Origin of the sequence: Pantoea sp. V106_11, from assembly GCF_029967885.1 — a bacterium.
Lineage (GTDB): Bacteria > Pseudomonadota > Gammaproteobacteria > Enterobacterales > Enterobacteriaceae > Pantoea > Pantoea ananatis.
The window spans coordinates 32,114-54,463 of the sequence record NZ_JASCAK010000033.1; the positions used below are offsets into that span (position 1 = coordinate 32,114).

Genomic DNA, 22,350 nt, shown 5'->3' on the forward strand with positions numbered 1-22,350 from the left:
CTCACCCCGCAGTAATAAACGTCAATGTGGCAGCCGTTCAATATAATAACGGATAGGGTGGGCTTCTGCTTTTCAGATTATGAGCTGAGAGCGCCGAGATTAAATTAAGTCTAATAAAAATATCGCGTGAATTGTTTTAGTGACCTGTTCCCCTTTGCGAATAGACCGCAATGGCAACTCAATAACTTCTGGGCTATGTTGTTCGAAATTAAGATAAAATGGAATGTCCTTAATAGTGTCCTCTACAGCAATACCAGTAGTGTCCATTCAGTGTAAGTGTAAGGAAATGATCTAAACAGGTTTTTATCTTAAATGATTATTTAAATAAAAATTAATCACCCACTGCCACGGTCTTTCGTAGATTGCTGATTAGAATATTCACCATCTTTCATTGCTGTGACTTCCAAAATTTACACTGTTGGAAAAACAAAAGCCATCAATGTCAGGAAACAATGTCAACCTCCTAATATCAAAGGTATTTTCCAGTATTTTTAGACATTTTTTTTTCATTTCCGGCGTTATAGCGATTATTCTGACCAGGTTTTCATCTTTCCTGAAGCTCAGGCTTCCTGATGTATCGTAACTTACCCGGCTATATAGAAATTGTGCACTCTGAGCAGCAATCCTTTTTGTTACAACAGGAGGTTGCCATAATTTTGGACCATCATTAAAATCATCTTCATCCGTCGATAAGTCGCTTTCTCGTGCGAATGCCTGATTATAAGAGCGGGGGTCAGGCCGTCCTTCAAATCCATTTATTGCTGAATAATGTAATCCAAATACAAGGCCAGTTTTATCGTGCATTGAATCACAGGTAAACCATAAGGCAACAAGAATATTTCTTGATACATCAATCAATCGTGTTGCTGCACCATGGTGCTGAAGCTTTGCAAGCAACTCAAAATCACTTAATGTTCTGCCATTTTCGAAATGGTATCCTTGATGTTGAGCATTGAGTAATAGCTCTCGCTCGTAGTCTCGCATTACATGCTCTCCAAGTGGATAGCTTCTGTCTTTCATCAGACGTCTATATGCCGAGCTATGTATTGGCCACGAAATATCACCTTGTCCTCGCCACATATAAATGTTTCGGTCATTATCTATATCTAAAGTTGCTAGATTTAATATTTCACTAAAGTCCTCTGGTACTACAACGACTCCGAATAATTCTGTCTCAGCGAGTTTCATTCAGCCCTCCGTGTTGAGTGGTTCATCGAAAAAAGCTTCTTCATGCGGTTACCATCATATTGCCGATGAAAACATCACTTGCATCGCGGTGTCTTAATCAACAAAGAGCCAGTCAAAGTGACGTAAGAAATACATAGAATTAAATTTGGTTTGCACCCAATGGCGTCAAATCTCTTGGGCAGCCCACTCGGGTCAGATCTGCAGCAACAAACCTAAGGCTGGATTTAAAGTCATCATCGTCGAGGTAGGATAAGTAATAAATATTATCAATGTTTATTACAACTGAAAGCTCGACAATATTGCCTTCTTCACGTTTTAACGCTTTTGGGATTGAGGTTTTATCTATTTCTTTTTTTAAATAGCAACGATGCTCTAACCCAAGCCCGACACTTCTGATTAACTTATTAACTGGATAGTCAGAAATTTCACCTGGCATTAATAAGAAAAGAAACGACATGGAAGTTAACATAAAAGTTGTTGTCGGAATTGCCTCTTTTCTCTTCTCAATTGTTGGGAGATATAATGACAGGAAGTTAACTATAGTTAATACTAATGAAAGATAAATAATACCCATATAGTCAGATATACTGTTTTTTTTGATGAGGACATCAAATGTCAAATAAAAAAACAGTACGGCATACATGGAAAATAATGGTATTAATGCTAATGCTGCTACTTTTATTCTACTAATTAGGTTATTTTTAGGTAAATTGCTGCTGCCAATAAATGATGTTGTTAAGCAGTTATGATAGAAAACTAATATTACTGCTAAAGATAATAAATAGTAGAGGAAATTTACCCATAAATTTTTACTGTCGGGATAAATTAGAAAGACAAAAGGCCAACTGCCAAGCATTAAACTGATAAAAGATAATGAAATTTTAGGATGCGTTTTTAAAAAATCGAATTTTGATTTCCCTATAAGTTCTTTATTAACGATCCTGTTAAGGGAATGGCTGAGTAATGTTACTGATGAAGCGATGAGGATTAAGGAGATAATCATAACTAAATACATTGCTCCAAATGACATCAACATGCTGACTTTAAGTAAGTCTGTAAAGGAAATGCCATGCGAGATGGAAAAAGTAAATAGCTGAGCCGAACCAAAACAAATAAGCAAGAAAGGAATGATTGTAACTGCTTTTGTTGACAGGTTCAATGTTTCATCAAGACTGTATTTTTTGTTCTTTTTTTTATTAAACTTAAACTTTCTAATTGTATTTAAGCTGTTTTTTTTCATCATGGCTTTAGTCCTTTAAGTAATCAGCTCTGTTTGTCTTTTTGGGGTTTTTATATAAACATGAGTCAACCCTTTGTTTAGTTTATGTTATGGTATGATTTTTTTAGAGACTTGGCTATATCATTGGTAATGAAAAATGATGGGTGGCTGATTTATTTTTTAGTAATCTAATTTCGTGGTTTTTTATATTGATTGTGGCTACCTTACGCGTTTTTATGCTTCCTGTTAGTCTGGTCGGTGGGTAGATCTGATGCAAAAGGTTGAGGTAACTCTACGGTTCCTGATGAAATTTATTTGAAAATAAAGGGTGTTAAAAATAAGATGTTGATTAAGTAGGGCGTGCACAATGATTTTGTTAATAAATTCCTACGGAATTAATTCAACAATATACGACTTGTTTTCTCACAAATTGAAAATGAACCTAAAACCCCACTCGCCCCCACCTTCGCAGGGGCAAGCCCATCAACCCTTATCAGTCAGTCAACCCAATCGCCTTCATCACCCGTTTTCTCATATGCACAGGCAGTGACGCCAGTTCCTCAATCGATCTCACCCGCGTCCCGTTGATCACGTCCCTGGGCTTAAAGCTGATAATGATCCGCCCCCAGGTCACTTTCACATCCAGTTGCACCCCAATGGGGAAGCCCGCTGTTTTCAACCAACAGCCTTTAAGCGTAATCGCCGGAATGCGGCGGTAATCTGGAGTGCGGGTCACATAACCCACGGTCGCATAGCGCTGTGTGTAGTTTGTCTCTTTAGCTTCGTGGTGGCCTGAAATACAATTGATAGCAATCATGATTACTATTCCTTTATCAATAGTAATTGTGATCAGCGATGAGGATGTGTTGATCCTACCCACCATTAGTGGACACGCGACGAAGTGAGTAAACTCTCAACCAGAGTTGATTACTCGTGACAAAACCAGCATCAACCAGCAAAACGGCCCGTAAACAGTACACACCCGAATTCCGCGATGAGGCGCTGAAACTGGCTGAGCGTATTGGTGTCGCTGCCGCCGCTCGCGAACTCAGCCTGTATGAATCGCAGCTCTACAACTGGCGCAGTAGACAACAGCAGCAAATGACATCCTCAGAACGGGAGAACGAACTGGCTGCTGAAAATACCCGCCTCAAACGCCAACTGGCTGAGCAGGCAGAGGAGCGGGCCATTCTCCAAAAGGCCGCGACATACTTCGCGAAGCGCCTGAAATGAAGTATGACTTCATCGAAAATCATCAGGCTGATTTCAGCGTCAAAGCCATGTGTCGCGTCCTCCGGATTGCCCAAAGCGGCTGGTATGCGTGGCTCTAACGTCGCCATCAACCCGGCCCACGCCAGCAGTTCCGGCTCGTCTGTGATACTGCTGTCAGTCAGGCATTTACTGAGGCAAAGCAGCGTTATGGTGCGCCTCGTCTCGCCGACGAACTGCCTGAATATAATATCAAAACCATCGCTGCCAGCCTGCGCCGTCAGGGACTGCGGGCGAAAGCCAGCCGGAAGTTCAGGCCGGTCAGTTACCGTGAGCACAGTCTGCCTGTGTCAGAGAACCTGCTGAAACAGGATTAGTACGCCAGTGGTCCGAACCAGAAGTGGGCAGGTGACATCACGTACCTTCATACGGATGAAGGCTGGCTGTATCTGGCGGTGGTGATTGACCTGTGGTCTCGCACAGTTATCGGCTGGTCGATGTCCTCAGGAATGACGGCGAAACTGGCCTGCGATGCCTTACGGATGGCGCTCTGGCGGCGTAAACGCCCGAAAAGCGTTATCGTTCATACTGACCGTGGTGGCCAGTACTGCTCAGCGGATTATCAGGCATTGCTGAAGCGGCATAGCCTGCACGGCAGTATGAGCGCAAAAGGTTGCTGCTACGATAATGCGTGTCGGAAAGCTTCTTTCATTCACTAAAAGTGGAGTGTATCCACGGGGAACGCTTTATCAGCCGGGAAATAATGCGGACGACGGTTTTTAATTATATTGAGTGTGATTACAATCGGTGGCGTCGTCACAGTGCCTGTGGCGGTCTCAGCCCGGAACAATTTGAAAACGAAAACCTCGCTTAGGCCTGTGTCCACATTACGTGGGTAGGATCAGTGCTCCATCCGGATTTGCAAAAAGTCGCACGCATCAGGGCGGTAATTACGGCGCTGGAGCAGTGTTTTGTGGAAGAAGGGATAGTGAGGAAATACGGGCAAAAATAAAATCTTTGAGGTACTCACTATTAGGAAATTTTAGCGTGATTAAGTTCTAATATTCCACACTAAAATAAAGGCGGTTTTACAGGTAGTTATAATGAATGCTTGTGTCATGAGTTTCCAAATAAAGTTTAATTTTCAATGCGGTCTGTGTTGGAAAAATATCAGCGAATAACATAAAAAACTAGAGCCACGTTTATCTCTCAGTGGGTAACTACATCTTGCCTTTGACATTAGCAGGTAGTGTTTTTTTCATAAATTATAGTGGGATTTAATTTTCATGAACTATATTAGATTTAAATAGGGATGATGAGGATGTAGAAATGAAGAGCTTTCGCGTAAAAGAATTTGGTGACATTGATTTTTTAGAAATGGTGGAGGAATGTACACCTCAACCAGGCAAAAAAGAAGTTCTTATCAAGATTAAAGCATGTAGCTTAAATCATAGAGATATATCTATGTTATTAGGTACAGGCACATTATCCCCTTTAAAGGAATTAATTCCTTGCTCTGATGGTGCTGGTGAGATAGTAGAGATAGGTAAAGATGTTACGAGATTTGTTAAAGGGGATCGAGTGGCAGGGATCTTTTTCCCTAATTGGTTGGGAGGCGAACTTAGTGAGCAAACTGCTCGAGGAGCTTGGGGTCTTGAATCAGATGGGTGGTTAACTCAGTACAAAGTCATTAGTGAAGAAGCTCTTGTACGTATTCCTTCTCATCTTAGCTATGAAGAAGCCTCAACGTTACCCTGTGCAGCTGTTACAGCGTGGAATAGCCTTTTGCAACCACGCGCTTTGAAAGCCGGTGAAACAGTATTGATACAAGGAACAGGAGGGGTTTCATTATTTTGTCTGCAATTTGCCAAATTACTCGGATTGAAAGTGATCGCGCTGACATCAACTCCAGAGAAAGAAGCAATGCTGAGAAAGCTAAATGCTAATCATATTATAAATTACAAAGAGCACCCAGAATGGCATAATCAGGTGAAAGAGCTAACTAATGGAAAAGGTGTTGACCGTATTATCGAAGTGGGTGGACCAGGAACAATTAACAACTCATTAAAAAGCTGTTCACCAGGCGGTGAAATAATTATGCTAGGCTTTGTAGCGGGAAGCGATTACAAAATCGATTATATGACTATTTATTCAAGTGGTGCTAAACTAATACCTTTAAGTGTGGGTTCCAGAGAGGATTTCGAATCTATGAATAAAGCTATCTCGTTTGGCAAAATAAAGCCTGTAATTAGTGAAGTCTTTCGTTTTGAAGAAACTAAGGCAGCATGGATCATTATAAAACAGAAAAAACATATTGGTAAAGTGGTCATTAAAATAGATTAGGTTTAAAAAACCACCTAAAAAGGTGACTACAACCATTAAATGGATTTATTTAAAAAAGTGTATTAAAGAGTTTTTTATTTTTTTTGCATTAGTCAAAGAGAATGAAGGAACTGTTAGCTAAAGATAACCGTATTTTTAGCTAACAATTTCACGACTCATAGCATCAGGCGAATATTTGTGTTTTACAGCGGCGATTAATCCAGTTGTTAAATTTATCATCAATATTCGCATCTTGCACAGCGTAGTAAACCATACGAATATTTTTCTGATCATCAACAATTAGGGAATAATGATCAAATTTTGCAGGCCCAATATCTTTTATATAAAAATCTCTGATTCCACTGCATGGTCCATAAATATCATGTGATTGCCAAAGCTCTCTAAAAAGTAGTGAGCTTTCATTAAGGCGTTCGATAAGTGCATTAATTTCATGATCATATGGAGACTTCGCATAGTCTCTTCGAAAACTATTTACCATTTGCACAAGTTGATCATCAAATGGTTGCATCAATTTTCTGTAAAGTTCATCGTTAAAAAGTAGCCAAAGAAAATTCCTGTCTTGCTCGGCATGAGAGCTAAAATTGAATAATGCTTCTGCAGCTTTATTCCAGGCAAGAATGTCCCAGCGCAAATTAAGAACATAAGTAGGTCTGTAACTCAAATCCTTCAATAACCTTAATATCAGAGGTGGCACAGTGCTTGAGGTTTTTCCTAATTCTGCAGGTAGTCTCTGCTGAGCTAAAAGATATAAATAATTCCTTTCTGTACTATCAAGCTTTAAGACCTTAGATAAATTGTCTAAAAATGACGTGGAAACACTTATATCTCTTCCCTGCTCCAGCCAGGTATACCAAACGACACCCACACCAGCCAAAGCAGCGATCTCTTCACGGCGCAATCCCGGTGTACGACGTCTCGATGACGCAGTCAACCCAACCTCCTCAGGAGATATTGTGGCTCTTTTGGAACGTAGAAACTCTTCGAGTTTAGGGCGAGTGCGAGGTGGAGTGCTGGTTTTTTTCACGATGATACCTTTAGTAATAGCATAATCGATTAGATTGTATCACTTAATCTTATGTATGAGAATGGATGTCTCAAGTTGAGTGTTTGTTTTTAATTCATTAAAAACAGTCACTTGAAAGAATATATCAATGAAGGGAAGCATTCATGTATCAAGATAAATTGCAAGAGAAGTTAATAAACCTTAAGTCAAGTGGGCAATATAGAACATTTACTTATCTCAATCGTAGATGTGGTGAATATCCTGTTGCAACTTTAAGCACCGACAATGAAAGAAAAGTTATTGTATGGTGCAGCAATGATTATCTGGGAATGTCAGAAAACATTGTTGTGCGACAGGCAATGCATGCTGCTATAGATAGCCATGGAGCGGGATCCGGTGGATCAAGGAATATTGGAGGTTCTCATGAGATTTATCAGCACCTTGAAAAAGAACTTGCACACTGGCATAAAAAGGAAGCTGCTTTAGTATTTCCGACGGGATTCGGCTCAAATGATGCCACATTGCAATGCCTTCTGAGACTTTTTCCTGATTTAGTCGTGATTAGTGATGAACTAAATCATGCATCAATCGTAAATGGAATCAGGGCTACTAAAAATGAACGTGTGATATTTAAGCATAATGATATCGAAGATCTCGAAAACATCTTAAGTAAATTTGAACAAGCGAAGCCAAAGTTAGTCATCTTTGAGTCTGTGTATTCAATGGACGGTGATATTGCCCCTGTAAAAGAAATAGTTGCGCTTGCGAAAAAATATAACGCCATGACGTTCCTGGATGAGGTACATGCAATTGGTATGTATGGCTCTAAAGGTGCTGGCATCGCAGAAGATTTAGGTGTGAGTGATCAAGTCGATATCATTCAAGGCACTATGGCGAAAGCTATTGGTATTATTGGCGGCTATATCACAGCAAGTACTTTAATGATCGATGCCATAAGATCATTCGCTACAGGTTTCATTTTCACCACATCGTTACCACCTTGTATTGCAGCGGGAAGCTTGGCAAGTATAAAGTTCATAAAGGAAAATGACATATTAAGAGAAAAACTTCATGCGAATACTCAGTCACTGAGGGACGCATTTTCGAAAGCTGGAATACCAATAATGGCTTGTTCCGAGACGCATATTTTACCTGTATTGATTGGCAATGCAGAAAAGTGTAAAGCTGCCGCCGAAAGATTGCTGAAGTTCCATGGTATCTATATTCAGCCTATCAATTATCCATCCGTTCCAGTAGGTACTGAGCGCTTCAGAATTAATGCGACGCCTGCACATACGGAAACGCATATTGCTCGACTTGCTGAAGCAATCGTTGAGGTTTTTCAATATCTATCAATTCCTCTACAACCGACAGAAGAACCATTAAAGGTTGGTTAAAATGTCAGATAACAAGTTTGTGATAGAAGAGGCAACGATCAGTGATATTGATTCACTCATCATGTTGCGCAGCGAGTTACTGGATAATTCAGATGGCATTTATGGATGTAAGAATGAATTGGATCAAAAAAAATGGAAGTTTGCTTACAAATCTTGGCTCGAAAAAAAAATAGAGCACGACGGTAGAGTAGCTATTCTGATTGCAAAAGATTCATTAAGTGGAAATGCAGTGGGTTGCATTACTGGAGTCATAGATTCTCGTGCTCCGACTATAGACTGTATTAATGGCTTCAGCGGTTGGGTTCAGTCTATGGTCGTAAAAAAAGAAATGAGGAACAAAGGGATTGCAATTTCATTATTAGAAGTTTTATTGAAATGGTTTAATGAAGCAGAAGTGAAAAAAATATCACTGCAATCAACAGTTGTTGCTGAATCCTTATACAATAAATTTGGTTTTCAGCAATGTAATGAAAAATCCTATTACTTAATATATGACTAATATGAAAGTTCTCATTGTTGGTTTAGGTTATGCCGGTAAAAGATACTGGCGTGCATTTCAATATTTAAATAAAAAACATGAAGATATAGCAGTAGATTTTGCTTATGTAAGTCGCTCTGTGAAGGATGTGGATATACCTTATTATGCAGATCTTAAAAAGGCATTACTGTCATTTAAACCAGGAATAGTGATTGTAGCTGTAAATGATGAAAGTCACGCAAGTGTTCTTAAACAACTCAGTGGTTACACTGGATTTGTTATAGCTGAAAAGCCTTTATTGACTCAATATGATCCTCTTGCTGAAAGTATTGATGGATTGACTAATTTGAAGGGTTTTGCCTTAGACCTTGTTGAGCGTTATTCTTCTGCAACACGTGTTTTAAAAGACTTTTTAATTAAGAATGAATGTCGGCTTATCAGAGGTCATTTTTATTGGGGTAAAGACAGAATTAATGATTACAGGCCTACTTGTGGAGTCATAAGTGAAGTCATTCATGCTCTGGACTTAGTTTCGTGGATCTGGCCTGACAACCCTCCACTGGAAATTAGGGACGTTTCTGGTGTTAACTCGGATTTTTCTATATCTGGTAACACCGTAATGGATAGTGCTTTCATTAACGCATCGACGGGAAGTGCTGTAATAACTGGATATAGCAGTTTTGTAAACATAGTGCGCCAGCGAACAGTTGATTTTTCTTTTCATGATCAATGCTCCAGAATTATACATGCTCGTATAACTTATGACACACCAGCATGGGATAACGACCACTTACAAGTCTGGACTAAAGACAAGTTTGGTAGAGAGGAAATCTTACTAGACTATAAGACTAACAAAGACACTATTCCAAAAGGATTAGAGACGATTTATAAGTTAAGTGCACTTTGTAGCGACGTATTACTATTCTGTAATTCTGGTATTTTGCCTTCCCAAGATTTTGCGAGTTTAAATGACTCTATAAACTTACAGAGGAGTTTAAACAAAATTGCCGAGGGTTTTAATAAATACCCTATTTCACAATATATTTGTGACGGTGAACGTATTATTCAACCTAAAGATGCCGATTTGGAAATTCTTGGTTAACTTTTAAATTTGGAGATAAAAATGTGTGGTATTAGCGGATGGTTGTCTTGGGAAAGAAATTTAGCTGAGTCAAAAGATATTCTTCAAAAAATGACGGACACAATGGCTAAACGTGGTCCTGATGCTGAAGGTATTTGGATTGATGGCCCTGTTGGATTAGGACATCGCCGGTTATCGATTATTGATTTAGAAGGTGGATTGCAGCCTATGGTGGCTGGGCATCGTAATAATCGTGCTCATGCGGCTATAACATACAGCGGCGAAGTTTATAACTTTCGCGAGCTTAGAGCCGAGTTGTCTCAAAAGGGACATGTTTTTAATTCAAATAGTGATACAGAAGTTGTTCTTCGATCTTATTTAGAGTGGGGTTTGGACTTCGCCGATAAGTTGAACGGAATTTATGCTTTTGCTATCTGGGATATTAATGAGAAGAGTTTAACCCTCATACGCGACAGAATGGGAGTAAAACCTCTTTATTATTATCCAACTGCCGACGGAGTAATATTTGGTTCTGAACCTAAGGCACTGCTTGCAAACCCATTGGTCCCTTCAAAAGTATCATCCGATGGTTTAAGAGAAATTCTGGAAATGGTCAAGACCCCAGGGCAAGCCGTTTTTGACGGTATGTACGAGGTTCTACCTGGTGAAATGATCAAGTTTACAGGTTCGGGAAGTAGCAAGCATCGTTACTGGCAGTTAGAAGCTCAAGAACATACTGATTCTCTTAAGCAGACTATTCAGCATACCCGCGATCTTCTTGAGGATATTGTGGAAAGGCAAGTCGTCGCAGATGTTCCACTCTGCAGCTTGCTATCAGGAGGACTTGACTCTTCAATTATCACTGCACTGGCATCTAAAAAATTACTTGCTGCGGGAAAAGAAAACATTCGCTCTTTCTCTCTTGATTTCGCAGATCATGGCGCTGGTTTTGTGAGCGACGCAGTACGTGGCACTCCTGATGCTCCTTTTGTAAAAGATCTGGTCCGCATGATCAAATCTTCGCATGGTGAAATTATTCTTGACAGTAAAGAGATGGCTGATCCCGAATTACGCCAAAATATCATCAGAGCGCTTGATTTACCGCCAGCTTTCTGGGGCGATATGTGGCCCTCTCTGTACCGTTTATTTGAAGAAATCAGAAAGCATTCAACAGTAGCTCTTTCTGGTGAATCGGCTGATGAAGTCTTTGGTGGCTATCGTTGGTTTCATGATCCGGAAGCAATTAAAGCAGAAACTTATCCCTGGCTGACTTCAGTTACTGGTAAATATTTTGATGGGAAAACCTTATTCAATGATTCTTTGTTGTCAAAATTGAATATGAATGAGTTCCTGAAAGATAGTTATTCGCAAGCCATTGCTGAAGCGCCCGTACTGGCTGGTGAAAACGCGATTGATCAACGAATGCGACAAATGAGTTATGTCAATCTGACCAGATTTGTCCAGACATTATTGGATCGTAAAGATCGAATGAGTATGGCTGTTGGATTAGAAGTTCGCGTACCTTTCTGCGACCACAGACTTGTCCAGTATGCATTTAACATTCCTTGGGAAATGAAGTCTTTTGATGGAAGAGAAAAAAGTATTCTTCGTGCTGCAACTCTTGACCTGGTGCCAGAGTCAATTTCTCAACGCGTTAAAAGCCCTTATCCGTCAACTCAGGATCCTGCCTATGAAGCGGCGCTTCGCAGTTCCGTAACTGAAATACTTAATGACAAATCTTCACCCGTCTTACCATTGCTGGATCAAAGACGTGTTAAGGATAAGCTGACTCTGTCGTTAGGAGAAAACTCACCTATGTATGACCGCATGGGAATGGAATTAGCTGTAGGGTTAAACTCTTGGTTAAAAGAATATAATGTTGAATTGAGCTTTTAAATAACCCTATCCCGTGTATTCATGGCACGGGATTTTATTTTTTTTTGGATTTTTTAAGGAGTATTGATGAAAAATAACGCTCAATCATCCGTTTATCTTATCGCGATAGGGGCATTTGCTCTTGGCATGGCTTCTTATGTTACAGCGGGCCTGATACCTATGATTGAGACATCTTTTTCTGTCTCAGTGAGTATGGCTGCACAACTTGTGACTGCTTTTACGCTTGCTTATGGCTTAGGTTCACCAATATTTGTCGCAATAATGCCTTCCTCAAAGCAGAAATCAAATTTACTCATTGCGTTGATGCTTTTCTTTCTGGCAAACGCAGGCAGTGCATTAGCAACAAGTTTTACATGGCTTTTGGTGTTTCGCGCATTAGCAGGTATTGGGGCAGGGGTTTATTTAGCCATGGGAATCTCAGCGTCAGCATCGATTTCCGGCCCTAGTAATCAAGGCAAAGCGATTGCGATAATCATGGGAGGCATGGCGAGTGGTGTCGTACTGGGCGTTCCATTGAGTCTGTTGTTGGCGCAGCATTTTGGCTGGCAGTCTGCGCTCTGGTTAATCAGCTTGCTCGGTGTAATTTCTTTTATTGGCCTGGCAGTAAAATTACCAACGTTGCCCTCAGGTCATAAAAGCACGCTCGGAGAAAAGCTATCAATACTCAGAGATGCCAATGTAGTGACGATATTAACAGTTTCCTTGCTGGCGGCAATTTCGAGTCTGGGTATGTATACGTTTATTGCACCCCTGGTAAAGTCTTCTGACTTTTCAATCGACTTGAGCTTAACTTCGTATTTATGGGTGTGGGGTTTGGGCGGTGTGGTAGGTAGTTTTCTTGTCGGCCCTGTTGTTGATAAAGTTAAAGGGCCAGTGCTGACATTTGCTATTCTTCTGATATTAGCGTTGTCATTGCTGTCACTTCCTTTACTGGCGGGAATGAATCAATGGTTACTTATGGTTCCTGTTGCGCTTTGGGGCGCTGTTGGCTGGGCCTTACAAGTTCCTCAGAATAACGAATTGATTAGTTCCAGAATGACTGCAGGCGACGGTAATTTAGCTGTTGCTTTGAATGAATCTGCACTTTATTTAGGAAGCGCTATTGGTGCAGCGCTTGGCGGGGTCATGCTTTTATTCGAAATTCCTGTCTGGATGCTGGCAGTTGCAGCAGGTGCTGTGGCAGTATTAGGATGTATTTTGCAGTTATACATTATCCGAAGAAATCGCCACCTAGAATTTTTGTCCGATGTTAAATTAAATAGTTGATCTTCAATGCCTGACCCTCTCTGAACAGTAGGGAGGGTTAGGGCATTATTTATTCGCTCAGAAAAGGAGATGTATTCATCTCTTGAGTAAATAAGAATATCAGTAATTTTTTTTCAGAGAGAATATTGTCTGTAGCGAAAACAATGTTCACCTTAGCGACACCAAAAACCCCACCGCCACCAACGCATAAAACCCCGCACAGATCAGATCGAAACTGCGTCGTGCCCGATTGAGATACGTCTCCGCCATTTGCGAAGCAAAAATCAGCGCATACAGGCTAAATATCATCACCCCGGTCAGTGCGCAGGTAGCAACCAGAACATAGCTCTGCCACTGTGGCGCAGAGTTCGTCAGGCCCACGCTGGTCACGGTGAACCAGGTTAACGCGGCTTTGGGATTGGTCAGGTGCAATCCCAAACCCTGCAAATAATAGCCGCGTAAACGCGCGTGGGCCTGGGCTGGTCGTGCCGAAAGTTCTCCAGGGCGAAAAGCACTGCGCAACGCTTTCGAGGCCAGCCAGAGCAGGTAAGCCGCGCCGAGCAGTTTTAACCAGACGATAAAACCGTGGGAAGAAACCAAAATCGCGGACACGCCAAAGGCGGTTAACAGGCCCCAACAAATCGAACCTGAAATCACACCGGTGGCCAGCACCAGACCAGCTTTACGACCATAGTTCATCGCCGCATTGGCAATGGAAAGATTGCCCGGGCCAGGCGATGCCGTCCCTATGCTGTAAACCAGTAATGCTGCAAAGAATGAAGACATATCCCACATCTATCCAACCCCAACAGAAAGCATAAGCATGTATTAACATAATTTTAAAAAATATACATAACGGCTTGTATTGGATGGACGTGCACAGCAATGCTCGACCCCACGTGATTAACGCTGTTCAGCACTGAATCCCGCACTTTCGACGATGAGAATGTTCACGCGTCGTACTGGTCGCCTGAAGCTGAAAAAGGAGGCACGTCCCTTCACGTGCCCCGGGACACATTCCGCGACAACACTACTGCGATACCGCTAACCCGGCATCCGGTTCTCCAGGTTCCTTTGGTTCTTTGATCAGAATCCACAGAGCCGCCGCACCGATAAGGTCAAACACCGCCAGCGCAACAAAGAACGGACCAAAGCCGATGATGCTGACAAACGCGCCAATAAACAGGTTAAAGATCAACTGACCGGACCAGGCGCAGGCGCCAGCCATGCCGACGGCAGTCGCGACCTCATCCTTCCTGAACAGGTCTGCGCCCAGCGTGGCGGCCACGGTAGAAAGCAACTGGTGCGAGAAGCCACCAATGCTGATCAGCAACACGGCGACATAGGGGTTTTGAACAATGCTGACCAGGCCGATGGTGGTCATCAGCACCGCCCCGAGCGTAAAGGTAAGACGGCGCGAATTGATCAGGCCGATGCCGCGATCGTTCAGGAACTTCGCCACAAAGCCGCTTGCCAGGCAGCCCAGATCGGCCATCAGGAACGGCAGCCAGACAAACATCGCAATCTCTTTCAGGCTGAAGTGCAGGGTTTCCACAAAGAAGATCGGCACCCAGAAATTGATGGTGCCCCAGGCCGGATCGGCCAGAAAACGTGAGAGGCCAATGCCCCAGAAATTACGCTGTTTGAGGATGGCTAATTTAGAGGTCTTCTCTTTCTGCTCGGTATGAAGGTGTTTTTCCTGACCGCCCTCAATATAGGCGCGCTCTTCCGCCGACAGCCGTTTGGCCTCTTTGGGATCTTTATAAAAGATGAACCAGATAAAGGCCGCCACAATAGCCAGGCCACCGGCCACCAGAAACGCAAACTGCCAGCTGTGAAACAGTATGCACCAGGCGATCAGCGGCGGTGCCAGCATGGCACCAAAAGAGGAGCCCATATTAAAGACGCCGGTGGCAATGCCGCGTTCCCTGGCCGGAAACCAGGTGGCAGCGGTTTTCACCCCGGCCGGAATCGCCGAGGCTTCACTAAAGCCCATGATGGCGCGCATAAACGCCAGGCCCTGCCAGGAACCCGTCAGTGAGTGCGCTAAGGTGGCCAGCCCCCAGACGATGGCGCAGATAAAAAAGCCCAGCTTCAGGCCAATGGTATCAATGAAATAACCCATCACGGGCTGGCCGATGGTATAAGCCAGCTGAAAGGCGCTGACGACCCAGGAATATTGCTCCTTGGTAATATCCAGCTCCTTCATAATTGTCGGGGCGGCAACGCCCAACGCAGTGCGATCGAGGTAATTAATAATCGTAATAAAGCACACCAGTAATATCATGTGCCATCGGTAATGTTTGATTGTTTTCATGATTGCTCCCTCATTGTTACCTTTTCCTTATGACTTTGCTAAACAGGTGACATGATTTTTAAATCAGAGGTAGGTTAATTAATTGAGTGTTAGTAAATCTCGTGATTGCACCTTGTTATTATTAGGTAAGCGATTTTGCAATAAACACGAAATCGCGTGGTGTGATAAGGCGCATTATTTAATACCGTGAAAATCACTTTTGGTAAATAATGTGATCAACGTAACCCACACAGGTAAAGCGATTAAATAGCGGCAAGATGGCCTGGAATCAGGTTAACACTAAGACGTTGCAGCCAAATCTTTATGCCTGAAGCCACTTGCTGGCGTGCATAAGGGCATATCCCTTGCAGGTTGAGAGGCGAGGTGCGATTTTTATTTCGACTGATTCAGACGTGATGTTAATCACCACAGCGGGTTGGATGCCTGATGGTCAATAAGGCAGCCTGTCTTTTTTAACGTAAATAAGATCGCGCTTTTATAAATATTTTTTACTCAGACGCTTTTCTCTTTTGTTCGTTTACGCTGCCGGTGCGGAGCGTTTATTCCTGCTGAAAAAACAGGAATGATGGCGATGTTCAGCGTTCATGAAAATACGAGCGTGAAGGAAGATGTTGCAACTTTATAAGAGGAATCTTAAAAGGTCGTCGTTTGATGTTGAACAGGGATTCAGTATTATTTTCACCCTGTGCCACCCGCAAAGGATGTGAGATGCAAATCTGTACGATGGACTATGCTCGTCTCTCGCCAGACGGAAAAAGGGTTAAGCTTGACTGTTACGGCATCGGCTCATTTGATGTTTTGTCAGGAATTGACCGTTATCTCAACAATCCTGACTGTTCAGATAGAGAAAAGGCCGCGATCCCGCCGGGCACATACTGGATAGTCGACCGCCCGAAAGGAAGCGTGCTAAATCAACTGCGTGCAGAAGTGATTGATGCGTATCATTTGTACAGAAATCATCATTCCGAATGGTTTGGTTTATATAACGCAGAAACCATGAGTGATCATGCTTACGTCAATGGCACACGTCGGGGCAGCTTTCGGCTTCACCCATTGAACAGCGACGGCACCGGGGTTTCTTGGGGCTGCGTAACGCTGTACAGTTCATCGGATTTTCAAACCCTCAGAAATGCTTTGCTGCGGATACCTAAGATAAAAGTGCCTGGCGGGAAAGATCTGATGGCTTATGGCCGCCTTGATGTGCGCGGCATTCCAGATTTTAGTCGGTGTGGTGTGAGATGAAAATTGCGATATTTATTATTGTGTTGCTGGCGGCTTTTGTGCTGATCCCGGATAGCTGGATCAACACGTTATTCATGAGCCATATCACTATTGAAGGCGATGGCGAAGAGGCGATGAACAGCTATTCGTTTACGTTCATCGTGGTGAAGTTCGTACTGTCTCTCGTGCTGGCTGTCCTGGCCTCGTGGGGATACAGAAAGCGAAAACGTTAGCCCGCGCTCAGGTGCCTGGCGGGGACGCACGACAGATGCTCAGCGCGATAAGCCACGCCTTTCCTGAAGATGATCATCCGCATTCAACACGCGTTTACCGTCCACAGACCCTTTGTTTCGCGCCCTTCACGACTCACATTTTCTGCTTTTCAGCCATCACACTGCCCGCTTTGATAACGCTTTAGCGACACAACCCTTCACTTCCGTTTACTTCCGTTTTTCCCCAGGTGCTGAGATCTGCATCACTTTCACGCTGCGTGCGCTCCCTTACGCTTAACGGCCAGGCAGGAGGGGGGATGATGTTTCTGGAAGAACGACGCAATCAAATTTTGCAATGGCTGGACGAACATGAACGCGTCACCGTTAACGGGCTGGCGAGCCAGTTGCGTGTTACTCGGGAGACGATTCGCACCGATCTGCGTGCGCTGGCAGAGCAGGGGCTGGTTCAGCGCTGCTACGGCGGTGCCATAGTGCAACGCCGTAATCTGCAGGAAAAGCTCATCAGCGAAAGTGGCCATTTTGATGTTTTACTCAAGCGGTTGCAGGCGCGTAAAACCACCGTAAAGACCACCAGCAGGCAGGGAAAAGTCTGCATCCTTGGCGCATTCAATGTTGATATCGTCGCCAGGGTGGCGCGTTTTCCGCAAAGTGGTGAATCGCTGATGGCGCAAGGCAGCACACTCGGGCCCGGCGGCAAGGGGGCCAATCAGGCCATGGCCGCCAGCCGGGCCGGAGCGCGCGTCCATTTTGTTGCCAAGGTCGGAACCGATCGGTTCAGCCAGTTTGCGTTTGATCACCTTTCGTCATCGGACATTCACTCTTTCCGTTTATACCAGACGGATACCGAACCCACAGGCAGCGCCATCATTTATGTCTCGCAGGAAAACGGCGAGAACATGATTGCCATCTACCCCGGTGCCAATAAAACCCTGACGGATGCCGAAATTGCCGAGCTGACCCATGAACTTACCGATGCGGATGTGTTGTTACTGCAGCTGGAAAACAACGTCGAGGCCACGCGCAGCGCTATCCGGCTGGCACACGCACTGGGCGTCCGCATCATCATGAACCCGGCGCCGTTCTCGTCTGAGGTTGTGAACGTTCTGCCGATGATCGATGTGCTGACGCCCAACGAAACCGAGGCCTCGCGGCTCTCGGGCATTGAAATCTGTGACATGGCGAGTGCGCGTAAGGCGGCGCAGGCGATTGTGGCGCAGGGGGCGCAGCGAGTGATCATCACCATGGGCGCGCGCTGCGCGCTGCTGTTCGACGCGCCGCATTGTCACGTCATTCCCGCCTTTCCTGCGCTCAGCGTGGACACCACCGGCGCGGGCGATGCCTTTAACGGCGCGCTGGCCGCCGCGCTGGCGCAGGGGCAGCCGTTACTGCAGGCCGCCACATGGGCATCAGCCTTTGCGTCCCTGGCCGTAGAGCGGGAAGGCGCAAGCAATATGCCCAAGCGGCATCAGGTCATCACCCGACTTAACCAACGATAATCCGACGTAACGCAACAGCCGCGCGCTGGCGCTGGCAGGAGAAACCATGAAAAAGATTGAAGGTATTGTCCCCGTCATGCTGACCCCATTCACCGCAGAGAATCAGATCGATTACCCCGGCCTGTCACGCCTGATCGACTGGTATCTGGCGCAGGGCGTGGATGCGCTGTTCGCCGTGTGCCAGTCCAGCGAAATGCAGTCTCTCAGCCTGGACGAGCGCGTTGCGCTGGCGCGTTTTGTGGTGGAGAAAGTACAGGGCCGGGTGCCGGTGATTGCCTCCGGCCACATCAGCGATGGGTTAAGCGAGCAGACTCAGGAATTGCAGGCGATGGCCGGAACGGGCATTGATGCGCTGGTGCTGGTGACCAATCACCTCGATCCGCACAATCAGGGAAGCGAAACCTTTTATGCTCACCTGAATCACATTCTGGACGCGCTGCCTGCCGGGCTGCCGCTAGGGCTCTACGAGTGCCCGGCGCCGTATCGTCGTCTGCTGAGCGACGACGAGTTCAGCTTCTGTGCCAACAGCGGCCGCTTTGTGGTGCTGAAAGACGTGAGCTGCGATCTGCCCACGGTGCAACGCCGCGTCAGGCTGGCGGAAGGCACGCCGCTGGCGGTGATTAACGCCAATGCGGCCATTGCGTGGCCGGCCATTCAGGCGGGCTCGCGCGGCTTCAGCGGCGTGTTCACGAACTTTCATCCGAACCTCTACGTCTGGCTTTATCACCAGGGCGCCCAGCAGCCTGAAAAAGCCCATGAGCTGTCGCTGTTCCTGTCGCTGAGCGCCGTTACCGAAACCCTCGGCTATCCCAAAAACGCCAAAATTTATCACCAGCGCCTCGGCACCTTCGCCAGCGAGCACTGCCGCGTTAACCGGGACAACGTGCTGGAGAAGTTCTGGGGGCTTGGCGTGTTGCTTGACCAGATTCGTGATGGCAGTGCGCTGTGGCAACACCGTCTTTCATAAAAAAACCGGACACCGTCTGTTCCTGCACCGTTTTACCACAAGGGAAAACACCATGATTGTATGCGATCAACTTGACTGGGCGCGTGAGCGTCACGCGTTTCATCCCATCGTTGACCAGGCGATTCGCTGGATAGCGGCCAGCGATTTCAGCCAGATGGAAACGGGGAAATACGATTTACTGCCCGACAACCAGATGTTCTGCCTGCTTCAGGAAATGGCGACCGAGCCCGCCAGCGCCCGCCGGGCCGAATCCCATTTTCGCTATGTCGATATTCAGTACCTGCTGGCCGGACGCGAAACCATCGGCGTGACGCGTGCCCATCCGCAGCATGTGATAGCGGAAGACCGGCGGGAGGAAAATGACGTGGTGTTTTATCAGGACATCACGGATGAGTACAGCATCGCGCTGACGCCGGGGCAGTTTGCGCTGTTTTTCCCTCACGATATTCATCGCCCTGGCTGTGCGTCGCCGGTGGCGCAGACTATCCGTAAAGCGGTGATTAAAATCCATCTCGATCTGTTTGCCGGGCGGGAGGCATCATGAAACCCTCTGCGGCGATGTCAGAAACAACGTTGAGCGGGCAGGGCACGCTGAAAGGGAAGCTGCGCTGGGGCATTGTCACGCTGCTGTTGCTGGCGGCGATAGTGAATTACCTGGACCGCGCCAACCTGAGTATTGCCAACACCACCATTGCGGCGGAATTTGGCTTTTCGCAAACCGAAATGGGGTTGCTGTTGTCGGCGTTTCTCTGGCCCTATGCGCTGGCTAACCTGCCCGCAGGCTGGCTGGTGGACAAGTTAGGCCCCAAAAAGATGTTCTCCTGGGCGCTGGGGCTGTGGTCGGGCTTTACCGTGCTGACGGCGTTTGCCAACAGCTACAGCTATTTCTACGGTCTGCGTATGCTGCTGGGCGTGTCCGAATCCCCGTTCTTTACCTCGGGAATTAAAATCACCCATCGCTGGTTTGGCGACAGTGAACGCGGTTTACCCACTGCGATTATTAATACCGGTTCGCAAATTGCCAACGCCATTGCGCCGCCCATTCTGACCGTGCTGTTGCTGACCTTAGGCTGGCGCGGCATGTTTGTGGCGATCGGCGTAATGGGGCTTCCCCTGCTGCTGGCGTGGTGGAAGTTTTATCGCGATCCCAATGCCCGGGAAGATGCGCTGCTGCATGCCGGACAACCCAGCGTCGCAGTGCCGCAAGCGAAGGGCGAGGTTCGCTGGCGTGCGCTGTTCCGACACAGCACCACCTGGTTTATGGTGATCGGCAACTTCTCCATTATGTTCACGATCTGGGTCTATCTGACCTGGCTGCCGGGCTATCTGGAAAAATCGCTGGGCTTTAGCCTCAAAGCCACCGGCTGGATTGCCTCCATTCCGTTTCTGGCCGGTATTCTGGGCGTGCTGGTGGGTGGGATGCTTTCAGACAACCTGGTGCGCCGGGGCGTCAGAGCCATCACCGCGCGTAAGGTGCCAATCGTATCGGGTGCGGCCCTGGCGGCCTGCTTCGTGGCACCGATTCCGTTTGTAAACAGCACCCCGCTGGCCATTGGCCTGCTGGCGCTGGGTTATTTCTTCTCGCAGATGCCGCAGGGGGCGCTCTGGACGCTGGCCAGTGACATCGCACCGAAGTCGCAGGTGGCCTCGCTGGGCGCCATTCAGAACTTTGGCGGTTTCCTGGGGGCGGCAATGGCACCGATCGTTACCGGCATTATTCTGGATACCACCGGTAAATTCACCAATGTATTTTTGCTTGGTGCAGCGCTCCTGATGCTGGGCGCGCTGAGCTACGGCCTGTTTGTGCGTAAGCCGCTGTAGGCAGGATAGAAAGTCCAACCACGGTCCAGGGTGGCAAGGCGGCTTAATGGAAAAAGCACGCTGAGTGGTGCCGTTGGCGAGGCGTCGAGGTTGTCATAGTGTACCGCCTTGAAATCAAAGCACCTGAAATGGCTCACCACCGCAAAAGGCACGGCCGGTTGCCTGTGACGCGGTTTCAGGATGGCAGGCCCGTCGATTGTCCTTCAAGAAAAAGATCCCTCCGGGCGAGTAAGTGTTCATCGCCCGGAAGGGGCTTTCCGCTATTCAGGTTAAACGTTTCATTTGCCGCGAGCTGAAATGCCGGATGACGCATGTTGAGCGACTGGCCTGCAAGCAATCCCCGGTTGGTACAATTGCTCCCGGGAGCATCAACACCTCCATCATCATCAAACGCTGGTACTGATATGTATCAGATCTTTCTGGGTAAAATCTCCTCGCTCAGCGCTGGCCCGACAGCGTCTGTGCTGAAAGATCGTGCCCCATTGGGCGCCCGCCGCGCAGGCTGGCTTGCCGGTCGCGTCATGCTCGCCTCTGTGATTTCGCCCTTGCCGGAGATTGTCGTTGGCCAGCACGGCAAACCGGCTTTTTCCACCGATGTGCGGCTCTGGTTTAACCTTAGCCACAGCGGCGACGATATTGCCCTGCTGCTCAGCGATGAAGGGGACGTCGGCTGCGATATTGAGGTACTGCGTCCAAGAGCGGGCTGGCGCAGACTGGCGGAAAACCTGTTCAGCGCGCAGGAACAGGCGCAAATAGCGGCGGAAGCTCCGGATCAGCAGTTAGCGGCCTTCTGGCGCATCTGGACGTTAAAAGAGGCGATCATCAAGCAGCGTGGCGCAAGTGCCTGGCAGATGGCCTGCATCGACAGCAAGGCACCGACTACGTTGTCGGTCAGCGCGCTGCAGGTGGGCGGCCTGAGTCTGGCGGTCTGCACGCCGACGCCGTTTGAGTTGAGCGCGACCACTCTGCGGCGGCTGGCATAAAGGGCTGGCCACACGTTCTCACCGGGCAGCCCTGATTGTTTAGTGACTCTGTTTGCTGTCGTCTTCTTTATGCTTCTTCGCCAGGTAATGGCCTGCTGCGCAACCCGCCACGGCACCGGCAACCGCATGATGTTTAAGATGACCCGCTACGCCGCCCACCAGCGCGCCTTTCAGGCAGCCTTCAGCTTGCGCCTGAGAGGTAACCGACATCAAAAGGCCCAGCGTGACCAGCAGGAAGGGAAGTTTACGCATC

At 46.5% G+C, this 22,350-nt stretch carries 20 protein-coding genes and 1 pseudogene; 14 read left to right on the forward strand and 7 right to left on the reverse strand.

Annotated features, from left to right (window positions below; all coding sequences use genetic code 11):
- Positions 1 to 378 precede the first annotated feature (378 nt).
- The 3 genes from QLG08_RS17510 to QLG08_RS17520 all read right to left on the reverse strand — a co-directional run bounded on the left by QLG08_RS17510 (position 379) and on the right by QLG08_RS17520 (position 3,224).
- Positions 379 to 1,188, reverse strand: coding sequence for an FRG domain-containing protein (locus QLG08_RS17510; RefSeq protein WP_126843146.1), 810 nt, complete (start codon positions 1,186 to 1,188; stop codon positions 379 to 381).
- Between the two features lie 139 nt (positions 1,189 to 1,327).
- A complete protein-coding gene (locus QLG08_RS17515) occupies positions 1,328 to 2,431 on the reverse strand; it encodes a hypothetical protein (RefSeq protein WP_126843145.1) in 1,104 nt (367 codons plus the stop codon).
- Between the two features lie 469 nt (positions 2,432 to 2,900).
- The gene (locus tag QLG08_RS17520; protein WP_126843144.1) at positions 2,901 to 3,224 is read right to left on the reverse strand and encodes a SymE family type I addiction module toxin; all 324 of its coding nucleotides are present in this window, start codon (positions 3,222 to 3,224) and stop codon (positions 2,901 to 2,903) included.
- Between the two features lie 116 nt (positions 3,225 to 3,340).
- On the opposite strand from QLG08_RS17520, the pseudogene QLG08_RS17525 reads away from it, so the two are divergent.
- Positions 3,341 to 4,490, forward strand: a pseudogene (locus tag QLG08_RS17525) (IS3 family transposase).
- Between the two features lie 455 nt (positions 4,491 to 4,945).
- Positions 4,946 to 5,959 carry an NAD(P)-dependent alcohol dehydrogenase gene (locus tag QLG08_RS17530; protein WP_282473046.1) on the forward strand — a complete coding sequence of 338 codons (1,014 nt, stop codon included), beginning with the start codon at positions 4,946 to 4,948 and terminating at the stop codon, positions 5,957 to 5,959.
- A gap of 163 nt (positions 5,960 to 6,122) precedes the next feature.
- Here QLG08_RS17530 and QLG08_RS17535 read toward each other — a convergent pair whose 3' ends face one another.
- Positions 6,123 to 6,983, reverse strand: a complete 861-nt coding sequence (locus tag QLG08_RS17535) for a helix-turn-helix transcriptional regulator (protein ID WP_089517628.1) — start codon at positions 6,981 to 6,983, stop codon at positions 6,123 to 6,125.
- A gap of 143 nt (positions 6,984 to 7,126) precedes the next feature.
- On the opposite strand from QLG08_RS17535, the gene hemA reads away from it, so the two are divergent.
- The 5 genes from hemA to QLG08_RS17560 all read left to right on the forward strand — a co-directional run bounded on the left by hemA (position 7,127) and on the right by QLG08_RS17560 (position 13,080).
- Positions 7,127 to 8,359, forward strand: coding sequence for a 5-aminolevulinate synthase (hemA, locus tag QLG08_RS17540; RefSeq protein ID WP_089517627.1), 1,233 nt, complete (start codon positions 7,127 to 7,129; stop codon positions 8,357 to 8,359).
- A gap of 1 nt (position 8,360) precedes the next feature.
- Entirely contained in the window at positions 8,361 to 8,858 is a 498-nt protein-coding gene (locus QLG08_RS17545) for a GNAT family N-acetyltransferase (protein WP_105080470.1), read from the forward strand.
- A 1-nt stretch (position 8,859) separates the two neighbouring features.
- Positions 8,860 to 9,939, forward strand: coding sequence for a Gfo/Idh/MocA family oxidoreductase (locus QLG08_RS17550; protein ID WP_089517625.1), 1,080 nt, complete (start codon positions 8,860 to 8,862; stop codon positions 9,937 to 9,939).
- 21 nt (positions 9,940 to 9,960) lie between these two features.
- Positions 9,961 to 11,814 carry an asparagine synthase (glutamine-hydrolyzing) gene (gene asnB, locus QLG08_RS17555; protein WP_089517624.1) on the forward strand — a complete coding sequence of 618 codons (1,854 nt, stop codon included), beginning with the start codon at positions 9,961 to 9,963 and terminating at the stop codon, positions 11,812 to 11,814.
- A gap of 66 nt (positions 11,815 to 11,880) precedes the next feature.
- Positions 11,881 to 13,080 carry an MFS transporter gene (locus QLG08_RS17560; protein WP_238493245.1) on the forward strand — a complete coding sequence of 400 codons (1,200 nt, stop codon included), beginning with the start codon at positions 11,881 to 11,883 and terminating at the stop codon, positions 13,078 to 13,080.
- Between the two features lie 147 nt (positions 13,081 to 13,227).
- Here the strand turns inward: QLG08_RS17560 and QLG08_RS17565 are convergent, their stop codons facing one another.
- On the reverse strand, positions 13,228 to 13,854 hold the full coding sequence (locus QLG08_RS17565) for a LysE family translocator (RefSeq protein WP_105080471.1): 627 nt from the start codon (positions 13,852 to 13,854) through the stop codon (positions 13,228 to 13,230).
- Between the two features lie 235 nt (positions 13,855 to 14,089).
- A complete protein-coding gene (locus QLG08_RS17570) occupies positions 14,090 to 15,376 on the reverse strand; it encodes an MFS transporter (RefSeq protein ID WP_238493244.1) in 1,287 nt (428 codons plus the stop codon).
- A gap of 708 nt (positions 15,377 to 16,084) precedes the next feature.
- Between QLG08_RS17570 and QLG08_RS17575 the strand changes: the two genes are divergently transcribed.
- From QLG08_RS17575 to acpT, 7 genes are all read left to right on the forward strand, one after another.
- Complete coding sequence (locus QLG08_RS17575) at positions 16,085 to 16,618, forward strand: DUF2778 domain-containing protein (protein ID WP_022622305.1); 534 nt, start codon at positions 16,085 to 16,087, stop codon at positions 16,616 to 16,618.
- Positions 16,615 to 16,830, forward strand: a complete 216-nt coding sequence (locus tag QLG08_RS17580; RefSeq protein ID WP_014606679.1) for a hypothetical protein — start codon at positions 16,615 to 16,617, stop codon at positions 16,828 to 16,830. The genes QLG08_RS17575 and QLG08_RS17580 overlap by 4 nt, the downstream gene beginning before the upstream one ends.
- 299 nt (positions 16,831 to 17,129) lie before the next feature.
- Complete coding sequence (locus tag QLG08_RS17585; protein ID WP_238493293.1) at positions 17,130 to 18,326, forward strand: PfkB family carbohydrate kinase; 1,197 nt, start codon at positions 17,130 to 17,132, stop codon at positions 18,324 to 18,326.
- Between the two features lie 46 nt (positions 18,327 to 18,372).
- Positions 18,373 to 19,293, forward strand: a complete 921-nt coding sequence (locus QLG08_RS17590) for a dihydrodipicolinate synthase family protein (protein WP_014606677.1) — start codon at positions 18,373 to 18,375, stop codon at positions 19,291 to 19,293.
- A gap of 52 nt (positions 19,294 to 19,345) precedes the next feature.
- Positions 19,346 to 19,837, forward strand: a complete 492-nt coding sequence (locus QLG08_RS17595; protein ID WP_105080514.1) for a YhcH/YjgK/YiaL family protein — start codon at positions 19,346 to 19,348, stop codon at positions 19,835 to 19,837.
- A complete protein-coding gene (locus QLG08_RS17600) occupies positions 19,834 to 21,114 on the forward strand; it encodes an MFS transporter (protein WP_282473047.1) in 1,281 nt (426 codons plus the stop codon). Before QLG08_RS17595 ends, QLG08_RS17600 begins: the two co-directional genes overlap by 4 nt.
- A 404-nt stretch (positions 21,115 to 21,518) precedes the next feature.
- A complete protein-coding gene (gene acpT, locus QLG08_RS17605) occupies positions 21,519 to 22,097 on the forward strand; it encodes a 4'-phosphopantetheinyl transferase AcpT (protein WP_126843140.1) in 579 nt (192 codons plus the stop codon).
- 39 nt (positions 22,098 to 22,136) lie between these two features.
- On the opposite strand, the gene QLG08_RS17610 is transcribed toward acpT, so the two are convergent.
- The gene (locus QLG08_RS17610) at positions 22,137 to 22,349 is read right to left on the reverse strand and encodes a hypothetical protein (RefSeq protein WP_078828919.1); all 213 of its coding nucleotides are present in this window, start codon (positions 22,347 to 22,349) and stop codon (positions 22,137 to 22,139) included.
- Between the last annotated feature and the right edge of the window lies 1 nt (position 22,350).